The 12,644-nt window shown below is 63.8% G+C and carries 12 protein-coding genes; 8 read left to right on the top strand and 4 right to left on the bottom strand.

Annotated features, from left to right (window positions below; genetic code table 11):
• Positions 1-284: 284 nt before the first annotated feature.
• Positions 285-1,952 (bottom strand): GMC family oxidoreductase, encoded by a 1,668-nt coding sequence (locus EIC84_RS18330; protein WP_003070413.1) that lies wholly within the window; start codon positions 1,950-1,952, stop codon positions 285-287.
• 312 nt (positions 1,953-2,264) lie between these two features.
• On the opposite strand from EIC84_RS18330, the gene EIC84_RS18325 reads away from it, so the two are divergent.
• The 5 genes from EIC84_RS18325 (at position 2,265) to EIC84_RS18305 (ending at position 6,786) form a co-directional block, all read left to right on the top strand.
• Positions 2,265-3,392 carry an ABC transporter permease gene (locus tag EIC84_RS18325; RefSeq protein WP_003070415.1) on the top strand — a complete coding sequence of 376 codons (1,128 nt, stop codon included), beginning with the start codon at positions 2,265-2,267 and terminating at the stop codon, positions 3,390-3,392.
• 126 nt (positions 3,393-3,518) lie between these two features.
• Positions 3,519-4,379: an ABC transporter ATP-binding protein gene (locus EIC84_RS18320; protein WP_003070417.1), complete on the top strand. Its 861-nt coding sequence runs from the start codon at positions 3,519-3,521 to the stop codon at positions 4,377-4,379.
• On the top strand, positions 4,379-5,326 hold the full coding sequence (locus EIC84_RS18315; protein ID WP_003070419.1) for an MlaD family protein: 948 nt from the start codon (positions 4,379-4,381) through the stop codon (positions 5,324-5,326). Before EIC84_RS18320 ends, EIC84_RS18315 begins: the two co-directional genes overlap by 1 nt.
• A 106-nt stretch (positions 5,327-5,432) precedes the next feature.
• Entirely contained in the window at positions 5,433-6,116 is a 684-nt protein-coding gene (locus tag EIC84_RS18310; protein WP_003070420.1) for an ABC-type transport auxiliary lipoprotein family protein, read from the top strand.
• A gap of 172 nt (positions 6,117-6,288) precedes the next feature.
• Positions 6,289-6,786 carry a hemerythrin domain-containing protein gene (locus tag EIC84_RS18305; RefSeq protein ID WP_003070423.1) on the top strand — a complete coding sequence of 166 codons (498 nt, stop codon included), beginning with the start codon at positions 6,289-6,291 and terminating at the stop codon, positions 6,784-6,786.
• 96 nt (positions 6,787-6,882) lie between these two features.
• On the opposite strand, the gene EIC84_RS18300 is transcribed toward EIC84_RS18305, so the two are convergent.
• A complete protein-coding gene (locus EIC84_RS18300; protein ID WP_003059455.1) occupies positions 6,883-7,530 on the bottom strand; it encodes a MarC family protein in 648 nt (215 codons plus the stop codon).
• 182 nt (positions 7,531-7,712) lie between these two features.
• Between EIC84_RS18300 and EIC84_RS18295 the strand changes: the two genes are divergently transcribed.
• A complete protein-coding gene (locus EIC84_RS18295) occupies positions 7,713-8,405 on the top strand; it encodes a dienelactone hydrolase family protein (protein ID WP_003070425.1) in 693 nt (230 codons plus the stop codon).
• 165 nt (positions 8,406-8,570) lie between these two features.
• On the opposite strand, the gene EIC84_RS18290 is transcribed toward EIC84_RS18295, so the two are convergent.
• Entirely contained in the window at positions 8,571-9,773 is a 1,203-nt protein-coding gene (locus EIC84_RS18290) for a magnesium transporter CorA family protein (RefSeq protein WP_134737336.1), read from the bottom strand.
• Between the two features lie 133 nt (positions 9,774-9,906).
• Complete coding sequence (gene hemB / locus EIC84_RS18285) at positions 9,907-10,917, bottom strand: porphobilinogen synthase (RefSeq protein WP_003059450.1); 1,011 nt, start codon at positions 10,915-10,917, stop codon at positions 9,907-9,909.
• Between the two features lie 144 nt (positions 10,918-11,061).
• On the opposite strand from hemB, the gene EIC84_RS18280 reads away from it, so the two are divergent.
• Both EIC84_RS18280 and EIC84_RS18275 read left to right on the top strand, forming a co-directional pair.
• Positions 11,062-11,478: a CopD family protein gene (locus tag EIC84_RS18280; RefSeq protein ID WP_003064013.1), complete on the top strand. Its 417-nt coding sequence runs from the start codon at positions 11,062-11,064 to the stop codon at positions 11,476-11,478.
• A gap of 57 nt (positions 11,479-11,535) precedes the next feature.
• Positions 11,536-12,633, top strand: a complete 1,098-nt coding sequence (locus EIC84_RS18275) for a VanZ family protein (RefSeq protein ID WP_034357922.1) — start codon at positions 11,536-11,538, stop codon at positions 12,631-12,633.
• Positions 12,634-12,644: the final 11 nt, after the last annotated feature.

The following is a 12,644-nucleotide window of genomic DNA, read 5'->3' as shown; positions in this document are numbered from 1 at the left end:
GTAAGGGCTGCACCTGTGTGGTGCATTGGGGAATTCCCTTGGGTTATATCAAAAACGTCTGACAAATGAATCAGAAAGTTTCGTGACATCCTTATGAGTTTTGAGATATTTCAAAAACAATAGCGTCATATGCTTATAAGCAAAAGATCTCTGAGGACTTTGCTTCATGGGGAATGACGCCGCGCGGGATTCTCCCGCTCGGACAGACTTTGCGCTCCAGAGCGAATTTCGGGCGCTGACGGGCTTGTCGCAGTGAATCGCTCGGCTTTTCGAGCGGCCGTTTTTCAGTTCGCGTCACGAATCCACTGCGCCGCCTTCTCGGCCATCATCAGCGTCGGGCTGTTGGTATTGCCGCTGGTGATGGTGGGCATGGCGCCGGCATCGACCACGCGCAGACCCTGCATGCCTCGCACCTTGAAACGGCTGTCCAGGACTGCCATCGGGTCGTCGGCGCGTCCCATCTTGGTCGTGCCCACGGGGTGGAAGATGGTGGTGGCGATATCACCGGCCAGACGCGCCAACTCCTCGTCGCTCTGGTATTGAGCACCGGGCTTGAACTCTTCGGGTTGGAAGCGCGCAAGCGCCGGCTGGCTGACGATGCGCCGCGTGACGCGCAGGCTGTCTGCCGCCACCTGCCGGTCTTCTTGCGTGGAGAGGTAATGGGGTGCGATGGCCGGAGCCTGGCGGAAATCCGCGCTTTGCAGTTGCACCGTGCCGCGGCTGCTGGGGTTGAGGTTGCAGACGCTGGCGGTGAAGGCGGCAAAGTCGTGCAGCGGCTCGCCAAAGGCATCCAGCGACAGCGGTTGTACGTGATATTCCAGATTGGGGTGGGCCAATGCCGGATTGCTGCGTGTAAAGGCACCGAGTTGCGAAGGCGCCATGCTCATGGGGCCGCTGCGCTTGAGTGCGTATTCCAGGGCGATGGCCGCCTTGCCCCAGAGACTGCCGGCCATGGTGTTGAGCGTCTGGGCGTTCTGCACCTTGTAGACGGAGCGGATTTGTAAATGGTCCTGCAGATTGGCGCCCACGCCGGGCAGATCGCGGCGCACAGCCATCCCATGGCGCTGCAGCAATTCGCCGGGGCCTATGCCCGACAGCTGCAGGATATGCGGCGAGTTGACCGCACCCGCGCAGAGCAGCACCTCGCGCCCGGCCTGCACAGTCACCATCTCCTCTCCGGTCCAGACTTCGGCGCCGGTGCAGCGCTGGCTGCCGTCCGGCAGATCTTCCAGAATCAGCCGGCGCACCTGAGCGCGGGTCCACATCTCGAAGTTGGGACGGCCATAGCAGGTGGGGCGCAGAAATGCCTTGGCAGTGTTCCAGCGCAGGCCCGATTTCTGATTGACCTCGAAGTAGCCCACGCCCTCGTTGCAGCCGCGGTTGAAGTCGTCGGTGGCCGGGATGCCGGCTTGCTGCGCGGCCTGGGCAAAGGCGTCGAGTATGTCCCAGCGCAGACGCTGCTTCTCCACGCGCCACTCGCCGCTGCCGCCGGTGCTCTTGCTGCCGTGCAGGCGCATGAACTCTTCGCTGGCGCTACCGCCGGCGTCGAGACGCCAATGGTCTTCATGCTGTTTGAAAGCCGGCAGGACCTGCTCCCAGCGCCAGGTGTCGTCGCCGGTGAGCTCGGCCCATTGTTCATAGTCGCGGGCCTGGCCGCGCATATAGATCATGCCGTTGATGCTGGAGCAGCCGCCCAGTGTCTTGCCGCGCGGATAGCGCAGGCTGCGACCGTTGAGGCCGGGGTCGGGCTCGGTCTGATAGAGCCAGTCGGTGCGCGGGTTGCCTATGCAATAGAGATAGCCGACGGGGATGTGGATCCAGTGGTAGTCATCCTTGCCGCCGGCTTCGATCAGCAGAATCCGGTGATTCTTGTTGCGGGTGAGACGGTTGCACAGCAGCGAACCTGCTGTGCCGCCGCCGATGACGATGTAGTCGAACTGGGTATCACTCATGGGCAGATCAAAAGGCCGGTACAGCTAGGCGCAGAGGCCAGAGCATCAGGCAGTCATGGGCAAAAAGGCTGGTTCATTAGGTGTGATGAGCTTGCGGGTGTCGATAGGGAAAGCGCTCGCATACTCCTGTTTTGGAAGCTGTCGGCGCAGTGCTGGTTTTGACTTTCGCGGATTTTTGATAAAAATTGCAACGCTATCATTGCGTGGCATGCAGCAGCGGCCTACGTGCTGCGTTTGGCATGCTCCTCGCTTGGCGCGTTATGCTGGCCCCTGCGGTCAGCCCGTCTCCCCCATGTCCTAGGAAGCTTTTCTTTGCCCAGCTCAGACCAACTACCTCAATGCCCGCTGCAGTCCCGCGAAGGTCAGCAATGGGCCGTGCCTGCGGGCCGCTGGAGTGCCGCCGAGCTGGGCGACCGCCATATCTGGCGTCGGCTGGCGCCGCAGATCAGGGCCGTGCCCAAGGGCGCGGCCTGGGATTTGCAGCAAATGGTCTGGTTCGACCATATCGGTGCCCAGTTGCTGTGGGAGCAATGGGGCAAGGCCTGGCCGGCCCAACTGCTGACGACCAAGACCCAGCGCTCCATGCTGGAGCGTGTGGCCAGGTTCAGCGAAGTGCCCGAGTCCAAGCCCGAGCCCTCGGGATGGATGTGCGAGGTCAATCGGCTGGGTCAGATGGTGATCGATGCCTGCGGGCACTTTTCCAACTTGATCCAGCTGGTCGGCCAGTTGCTGCTGGACTGCCTGCGCCTGCTGCGCAACCCGCTTCGCGGCCCCTGGCGCGATATTTCGGGCCATCTCTATGCAACGGGAGCGACAGCCTTGCCGATCACGGCGCTGGTCGGCTTTCTGATCGGCGTGGTGCTGGCCTATCTGATGGCGCTGCAGCTGCGTCAGTTCGGGGCCGAATCCTTTATTGTCAACATTCTTGGCATTTCGCTGATCCGCGAGCTCGGGCCGCTGCTGGCGGCGATTCTGGTGGCGGGGCGCAGCGGCTCGGCCATCACGGCGCAGATCGGCGTGATGCGCGTGACCGAGGAGCTCGACGCCATGCAGGTCATGGGCATTTCCCAGGGTTACCGGCTGGTGCTGCCGCGTGCGCTGGCGCTGGCCGTGTCCATGCCGCTGGTGGCGCTGTGGACCATTCTTGCGGCACTGGCTGGCGGCATGGTCGCGGCGGACCTGACCATGGACATCACGCCCTCCTATTTCGTGCAAAGCCTGCCCGCGGCCGTGAAGGTCGGCAATCTGGTGCTGGCCATGGGCAAGTCCGTGGTGTTTGGCGTGCTGATTGCCTTGATCGGCTGCCATTGGGGCCTGAAGGTAGAGCCCAATACCCAGAGCCTGGGTCGCGGCACCACGGCGGCGGTGGTGTCATCCATCACCATGGTCATCATCGTGGATGCCATCTTTGCCATCCTCTTCAGAAACGTGGGCTTTTAGGATGAACTACCCCCTGTGCGGCTTCGCCGCTTCCCCCCAAGGGGACGACACCTTCGCTGCGGGGCGGCCCTTGCTCGGCGTTTCTGGCTTGGGTCGCGCAAGCCTCGTGCAGCGGGGGGCACGCCAATGACAGAGGTGATGCACAACCGCCGTATCGAGGGTGCCGTGGGCGATTACGCGCCGCCGCAGGATGTGAAGCCCCTGGTGCAGGCAGTGGACCTGTGGACCGAGTTCGGCGAGGGCGAGTCGCGCTTTGCCGTGCACCAGGACTTGAACTTCGATGTCTACCCGGGCGAGATTCTGGCCCTGGTGGGCGGCTCCGGCACGGGCAAGACGGTGCTGCTGCGCCAGATACTGGGGCTGCTTTCGCCATCGCGCGGCACGGTGACCGTGGATGGCCGGCCCTCGCGCGAAGTTATCAGCGGCGAGCTGGCGGCGAGTCAGGTGGGCATGCTGTTCCAGCAGGGGGCGCTGTATTCGGCCTTCAACGTGCTCGACAACATCGCGTTTGCGCTGCGTGAGCAGGGCACCTTGCCCGATGCCGTGGTGCGCGATGCGGCCATGGTCAAGCTGCAGATGGTGGGCCTCAAGCCCGAGCATGCCTCGCGCATGCCTGCGGACCTGTCGGGCGGCATGATCAAGCGTGTGGCGCTGGCGCGCGCGCTGATGATGGATCCGCCGCTGCTGCTGCTCGACGAACCCACAGCGGGGCTGGACCCCAAGGGCTCGGACGAGTTCTGCGAGCTGCTGCGCGATATTCATGCAGAGCTGGGCCTGACCGTGATCATGGTCACCCACGATCTGGATACGCTGTTTGCGCTGTCCACACGAGTGGCCGTGCTGGCCGAGAAAAAAGTGCTGTTCACCGGAGCTCCGCGCGACGTGGCACGGATCAAGCACCCGTTTATTGAACATTTCTTCCAGGGAGAGCGTGGCCGCCGTGCCATGGCCCCGGTGCAAGGCGGCGTGGCCGCAGAGGAAAGCTGATGGAAAACAAGTCCCATGCCATGGCTGCCGGCATCTTCGTGCTGGTGGTGGCGACCCTGCTGGCAGGGCTGGCCGTCTGGCTGACGCGCGACAACCGCGAATACCAGCTCTATGAAATGTCCACCAAGGACGGAGTCAGCGGCCTGCAGCCCCAGGCCACGGTGCGCTACAAGGGCGTGCCCGTGGGCAAGGTGGTGCGCATCGGTTTTGATCCGCAGATTTCCGGCAATGTGCTGATTCGCATTGCCGTGGGCGAGGACACGCCGGTCACGCCGGCCACCTACGCCCAGCTCGGCTATCAGGGAGTGACGGGGCTGGCCCATATCCAGCTCGACGATGACAGCAAGTCTTCGCAACCGCTCAAGCCCGGGCCCAGCGGCCTGCCGCGCCTGCCCATGAAGTCATCGCCGCTGAACATGCTGGCCGACCAGGGGCCGGTGCTGCTGGAGCGGGTTGACGAAATTTCACGCCGCCTCAATTCCATGCTGGGTGAGGACAACCAGAAGCGGGTGAGCGTGGCGCTCGACAATATCGCTGCCGCATCCGGCGGGATCAAGGATCTGGCCGAGACCATGAACAAGACGGCCAAGGACTTTCCACAGATCACGGCAGATGCGCACCAGACCCTGCAGTCCCTTACCAAGGCCGGCAATGCCGCCACGGGCGTGGCGACCGATCTGCAGCAGACCGTGCGCAAGGTCAATGCCCCCGATGGCCCGCTGCAGCAGATTGCCGAGGGCACGCAGGCCCTGTCGCAGGCGGCCGAGTCGCTGGGGCGCAGCACCTTGCCGCGCATGAACGGCGCGGCCGACGATGTCTCGCGCGCCGCGCGCAGCATGGGCGCGGCCGCGGGCCGCTTCAATGACAACCCGCAATCCGTCATCTACGGCCAGGGAATGGGCTTGCCAGGCCCCGGCGAGGCCGGTTTCGTGGCTCCGGCCAAGTGAAGAAGCAACAAGGACACGACTTGCGCCAATTCGGATCGGGCAGGCAGCTTTTCGATGGAAATGCCTGCTACTCATTCTGACTGGCCTAAGTCCCAAAGGAATCAATATGGCAGACACAAAGATTTCACTCACCGGCCGCGGAGCATGGCGATTGCTGGGCGCTTCTTCCCTGGTACTGGCGCTCGCCGCCTGCTCGGGCCTGCCCACGGCACCCACGCAACCGGTGCGATATGACCTGGGCATGGCCGACCTGGCAGTGCCGGCCGCGAATGCGGCCGCACCCTCCGTGGCGCCGGTACCGCTGGTGCTGGCCGAAGTCCAGGCGCCGGGGTTGCCCGAGGGCCTGACGGCCATGTTCTACCGTCTGAACTACAGCGACAGCCAGCAACTGCGTGCCTACCAGAACGCGCGCTGGAGCCTGCCTCCCGCTCAGATGGTGGAGCAGCGCCTGCGCATGCGCCTGGGGCTGGAGCGCCCCGTGCTTTCGGGCAAGGATAATGTCCGCCCCCTGCAGGCCGACAAGCGCTCGATTGCGCAGCTGCGCGTGACGGTGGACGAGTTCAGCCAGGTCTTCGACAACGCCAGCAACAGCCGTGCGTTGCTGCGCCTGAGCGCCAGCCTGATCGGTGCCGGCGAGAGTGCAGGCAACCAGTTGCTGGGCCAGAAGGTGTTCACGGTCGAAGTTCCGGCTGCCTCGGCCGACGCAGCCGGCGGTGCCCAGGCCATGGCACGCGCCGTGGACGAGGCTGCGGCCCAGCTCAGCCGCTGGTTGCAGGGTTACGGGCGCTAGGGCCCGACCAGTCCCAGGCATTTCCGCTCCCAAAGCCCTGCCATGCAGGGCTTTGTTGATTCCGGGCAAGTCCTGCCTACTCGCGCGCAGCTGCTTTGCTGATGTGGGTCAATGGCCGGGCCGGGCCTTGTTCTTAAGCTGCCAGTTCCTCAACCTCGCACAAGGAACTGCCATGGCCAGCCTCGAATGGAATGCCGCTCTCATCCTGGATTTTCCCGTCATGGACGCGGTGCATGAAGAGTTCGTCACCCTGCTGGCCCAGGTGGAAGCTGCGGGCGACGAGCAGCTGTGCGCGCTCTGGGACGAGCTGATTGCCCATACCCAGCAGCACTTCGATCAGGAAGACCGCTGGATGCAGACCACGGGCTTTGCCACGGGCAACTGCCACAGCCAGCAGCACAAGGTGGTGCTGGCCGTGCTGCGCGAGGGGGCGGTCAAGGGCGGGCAGGGCGATCTGGCCACGATCCGCCATATGGCGGCCGAGCTGGGTCCGTGGTTCAGCCACCATGCGCAGAACATGGATGCCGCCCTGGCCCTGCACATGCGCCGCGCGGGCTTTGACCCGGTGACCGGCGCGGTGCTGGTGCCCGAGGCTTTGCCTGCGGAGCCGATCACCGGCTGCGGTGGTGCCTGTGGTGAAGCTGAAAAAATGGAAGTGGTAACTGCCTGAAACTGGCACGCGATAAGGCGAGAGACAGCGAGCAAGAGCCGCCGCGCAGCGAAGCTGCCGTCCCCCTTGGGGGAAGCGGCGCAGCCGCTCAGGGGGTCAAGGGTATATTGCCGGGGAGGCCAGGATGGGGAAGATCTTGATCAGGCCTCCCGCCATCACCTCGATGGCCAGCGCTGCCAGAATCAGGCCCATGAGCCGGGTCATCACATTGATGCCGGTCTTGCCCAGCACACGGGCAATCGGGTGGGCCAATGAAAAGCAGACCATGATGGCAGCGGCCACCACCACGCCATAACCGACCAGTGCCACATGCTGCCAGATGGTGCGCGCCTGATCGGCATAGATCACCACGGTGGACATGGCGGCAGGCCCGGTCAGCAGCGGAATGGTCAGCGGTACGACGGCAATGCTGTTGCCCTCGGCGGCCTTCTCGACGCCGGCTGCCAGCGTGGCATTGTTGGGGCGGTCTTCGGCGGGGCGGGCGTTGAGCATGTTCATCGCACTGATCAGCAGCAGCAGGCCGCCGCCGACTTGAAAGCTTTGCAGCGAGATATTGAAGAACTGCAGAATCTGCAGTCCCAGCAGGGCGCAGACCGCAATCACGCAGAAGGCGGCAAAGGCGGCGGTGCGAATCGTCTGCCAGCGCTGCTCGGCGTCGAAGCCGGCCGTGTAGTGGATGAAGAACGGGACGATGGCCAGCGGGTTGATGATGGCGACCAGGGTGATCAGCGGCTTGATATCCATTACAGCTCGCCTCCTGGCATGGGGGGCTTCTTGCGACTGTCGGCCTTTTGTGGGGCTGAGATAGCTTGCATCAACACTCCTGTGAAAAAATGGCCGAATCATCGACGCGGCATCAGCCATTACAGCATTGCTGGCGGCCGCGTCGCGGATTTCCCTTTTGAACCATGTTAAGGAGCTTCGCAATGGGCAGCTTTGTTGAACTGACAGCCGTGGATGGCGCAAAAACCCCGGCTTATGTGGCCATGCCCGAGGGCCAGGCACGCGGTGCCATCGTGGTACTGCAGGAGATCTTCGGCGTGAATTCGCATATCCGCTCCGTGGCAGACCGCTACGCAGCCCAGGGCTATGTGGCCGTGGCGCCCGCCATGTTTGCCCGCGTCAAGCCCGATGTGGAGCTGGGTTACAGCGAAGAAGACTTGAAGGCCGGCTTTGCGCTCAAGACCGCAGTGGAAGCCCTGCCTGAGCCTGGAGCGCTGCGCGATGTGGAAGCAGCCGTGGCCTATGCGGCGACTCTGGTGCCTGGCGGCAAGATCGGCGTGGTGGGCTTTTGCTGGGGCGGCCTCATGACCTGGCGCTCGGCTTGCAATCTGGCCAGCGTCTCGGCTGCAGTCTGCTACTACGGCGGCGGCATGACGGGCGAACTGGAAGCCAGCCGTCTGGCGCTGTGCCCGGTGCTGGCCCATTTCGGCAGCAAGGATCACTACATCTCGCTGGAGTCCGTCGAAGCCTTCAAGAAGGCCCAGCCCAAGGTGGAAGTCCATGTCTATGAAGCCGACCATGGCTTCAACTGCGACCAGCGCGGCTCCTACAACGAAGCCGCTGCAGCGTTGGCAGGTGAGCGCACTCTGGCCTTCTTCGCCCAGCATCTGGGTTGATATAAAAACAATAGCTGCTTGTGCTTTATATATAAGCGCAAGCAGCTGTTTTTATCTAAAGCCCGTTGCCGCTGGGCGGTCCCCCATCAGAGACATCAAGCAAGCGCCGCCGCGCAGCGAGGATGTCGTCCCCCTTGGGGGAAGGCGCGGAAGCGCCTCAGGGGGTCATTCTTTTTCTTCGCTTTCCAGATAGCGGCGGCGCCAGAAATAGGCCACCAGCACCACGGTGATGATCACCATGGCCACCAGGGCCCAGATGAAGCCGTCCTTTTTGTGGACGAACGGGATGAACTCGAAGTTCATGCCGAAGATGCCGGCAATCAGGTTCAGCGGCAGAAAGATGGCCGTCACCGTGGTCAACGTGCGCATGATGTCGTTGGCGCGGTTGCTCTGCGCCGAAAAGTGCATCTGCACGGCGGTCTCAGCACTTTGCTCCATGCGGTGAATGTGGTGGGTCACGCGCTCTATATGTTCGAGCACGTCGCGCGAGCGCACGCGCAGCAGTTCGCGCTCATGCTGGCGCGCAGGTGTGTGCTCGGGCGGCCAGCCCTCCAGCGCCTCGGTCCAGTCCTGCACGGCGGCACGCTGGTCTTCGCAGATTTCATCCAACTGGTGCAGCGCCAGGCGCACGTCGAGCACGCTAGCCCAGTTGCTGAAACGCTTGTTGGGCTTGAGCAGCGCCATCTGCCAGTGGTCGATCTGGCGCGTTAGTGTGCGGCGCAGATCCAGGTAGCCGTCCACCATGCCGTTGACCATGCGCAGCATCAGGTCGGCAGGCTCCACGGGCATCTTGGTGCTGGCCTGGCGGCTGTCAGTCTTGGCGGGGCCGGAAATCAGGCGCTGCCAGAAGTTTTCCAGTACAAAGCAGCCGTCGGGATGCACGGACAGCAGAATCTGGTCATACAGCGCAAAGCCCACGGGCTGGGTTTCCACGCGTTGCAGCACCGGCGCTTCGCGCTGGCTGCTGTGGGCCGGGTTGTGCGATGGAGGCGGGGCGCTGGATGTCGCACTGCCGGTGCCTGCCATCACTGCAGGCAGGCCTGGCGGTGAGGCCGCGGCTGACGCGGGCGAGGCGTGGTTGCCGCTGAGCGGCGGCAGATGGGCGTTGGCCAGGCGTCGGAATACCAGCACGTCGTACACCGAGGTGTAGTCGTAATTGGAAGGGATTGCCGGATTCAACAGGTCGGAGACATGCAGGTCCACGAGGGCGGAGCCGCCCAGCCTGACCAACATGGTCTGAATGGCTGGCAGCTGAGCCTCCAGCTCCGAGCGTGTGCAGGAGACCCAGTAAAACCCCGTTGTTGCCGCCTGCGTGGGCAGTCCGTCAACAGGCTGGGCATAGAGGGGAGAGATATGCAGCACGCGCATGGGATTAGGCAGTCTCGATGTCAGTGCAAAAAGCAGATGTAAAAACGGCCCGTGCAAGCTGCACGGGCCGTCAGATCATGCCTGAAATGCTCTCAGGCGCAAGCATGACCTGCGCTGACAGCTATCAATTTTGTTACAAGCCGCGCAGCTTCTTGGCGGCGTCGATGGCAAAGTAGGTCAGGATGCCGTCGGCGCCCGCGCGCTTGAAGGCCAGCAGGGCTTCCATCATCACAGCGTCGTGATCGAGCCAGCCGTTGGCGGCAGCGGCCTTGAGCATGGCGTATTCGCCGGACACCTGGTAGGCGAAGGTCGGTACCTTGAACTCGTCCTTGACGCGGCGCACCACGTCCAGATACGGCATGCCGGGCTTGACCATGACCATGTCCGCGCCTTCGGCGATGTCCTGTGCCACCTCGCGCAGGGCTTCGTCGGTGTTGGCAGGGTCCATTTGGTAGACATTCTTGTCGGCCTTGCCCAGGGCGCCGCGTGTGCCCACGGCGTCGCGGAAGGGGCCGTAGAAGGCGCTGGCGTACTTGGCGCTATAGGCCATGATGCGGGTGTGAATATGGCCTTGCAGCTCCAGCGCCTCGCGGATGGCGCCGATGCGACCGTCCATCATGTCGCTGGGGGCCACCATGTCCACACCGGCTTCGGCATGGGCCAGGGCCTGGCCGACCAGCACTTCCACGGTGTCATCGTTGATGATGTAGCCGCTCTCGTCGAGGATGCCGTCCTGGCCGTGGCTGGTGTAGGGGTCCAGGGCCACGTCGGTCATCACACCCAGCTGGGGGAATTCCTTTTTCAGCGCGCGCACCACGCGCGGGATCAGGCCGTCGGGGTTCAGGGCTTCCTTGCCGTCGGGGGTCTTGAGGCTGGATTCGATGGCGGGGAACAGCGCCAGGTAGGGAATCTCCAGCTTCACGCATTCCTCGGCCACGGGCAGCAGCAGGTCCAGGCTCAGGCGGTCCACGCCGGGCATGGAGGGCACGGCCTCGCGCTTGTTCTGACCTTCATGCACGAACACGGGGTAGATGAAGTCGTGCGGCGTCAGCACGCTCTCGCGCACCAGATTGCGGGTGAAAGCATCGCGGCGCAGGCGGCGCGGACGGTTCTGGGGAAAAGGAGTAGGGCTGGACAAATGCATGGGGAAAATTGTGCCCCATTCGTCATGGCTTGGCTTGCAGCTGCGTGACTATTCCATGACGGCCGGCGCGACTGGGCCCGAGCTCCGAGGTAAAGACGCGGCGCGCAGCGGCTGTGGCGCAGCGCAGGCCTTTACACTGGCTCCATGCTATGGGTCAAAGCCTTTCACATCGTTTTTGTCGCCAGCTGGTTTGCTGGTCTGTTCTACCTGCCGCGCATCTTTGTCAACATCGCCATGGTCACGCCGGGCTCGGTGGCCGAACGCGAGCGCCTGCTGCTGATGGCGCGCAAGCTGCTGCGCTTCACCACCATGCTGGCCGTGCCCGCGCTGGGACTGGGCCTGTGGCTGTGGCTGGGCTGGGGCTTCGCGGGCGGCTGGCTGCATGCCAAGCTGGCCGTGGTGCTGCTGGTCATCGGCTACCACCACAGCTGTGCCGTGCTGCTGCGCAAGCTGGCGGACAACACCTGTCATAAAAGCCATCGCTGGTTCCGTTTCTATAACGAAGTGCCGGTGCTGCTGCTGATCGCTGCCGTGATTCTGGTGGTGGTCAAGCCCTTCTGAATCTTGCGCTGAGAGTAGGAGGCGACTGTGTCCGATTCCGCGGTGCCGGTGATTTCCATGCGCCATACCTCGGCCTGGCCGCTGGCGCTGGTTTATGGGCTGCTCATTGTCTTTGCCAGCCTGTTCCCCTTCGACGGCTGGCGCGCCCAGGGCATAGATCCCAGCGTGTTCCTGTTCGCGAGGATTCCGCCGCCTTACTGGACCTGGTTCGACGTCAACACCAATATCGTCGGCTATGCGCCGCTGGGCTTTTTCCTGGCGCTGGCCCTGATGCGCTCGGGCCAGCCCAGGCTGGCCGTGCCGCTGGCTTTTCTTGCCGGCACGCTGCTGTCGCTGTGCATGGAGTTTCTGCAGATCTATCTGCCGCGCCGCGTGCCGTCCAATCTGGATCTGGTGCTCAATGCCGGCGGTACCTTGATCGGTGCCTTGCTGGCTGCGCTGCTGGAGAGGCTGGGGGCTCTCTCGCGCTGGAGTGCATTTCGCAACCAGTGGCTGGGCGAGGGCGGTGCCGGCGTGCTGGTGCTGCTGGCGCTGTGGCCGTTTGCGCTGCTGTTCCCGGCGGCCGTGCCGTTTGGCCTGGGCCAGGTGCTGGAGCGCATCGACGACACCTTGCAGGACTGGCTGCTGAACACGCCGTTCGAAGACTGGCTGCCGCTGGGCGACTTCGCCATGACGCCGCTGTCGCTGGTGACGGAGATGCTATGCGTAATGCTGGGGCTGTGGATTCCCTGCCTGCTGGCCTACTGCGCCGTGCGTCATATGGGCCGCCGCGCGCTGGCCGGACTGCTTCTGGTGGCGGCAGGGGTGGGGGTGACAGCGCTGTCGGCCGCGTTGAGCTGGGGCCCGGCCCATGCCTGGGAGTGGGTGGATCTGCCGGTGCGCCTGGGTGTCTGGGGTGGGCTGGGCTTGGCCGTGATTGCATTGCCTGCCTCGCGCAGCATGTGCGCCGTGCTATTGCTGCTGGTGCTGGTGCTGCATCTGAGCATCCTCAATCAGGCCCCGACGAACGTGTACTTCGCCCAGACCCTGCAGGCCTGGGAGCAAGGCCGCTTCATCCGCTTCTACGGTCTGGGCCAATGGCTGGGCTGGCTCTGGCCTTACGTGACACTGGCGTATGTAGTGATTCGACTCTCGCGCCGCCAACAGCCTGCCTAGAATGATCCACC

Origin of the sequence: Comamonas sp. A23 (assembly GCF_004522605.1) — a bacterium.
Taxonomy (GTDB): Bacteria; Pseudomonadota; Gammaproteobacteria; order Burkholderiales; family Burkholderiaceae_C; genus Comamonas; species Comamonas thiooxydans.
The sequence above is the reverse complement of the archived record's forward strand: the minus strand, read 5'-3'. Positions and strand labels throughout refer to the sequence as shown.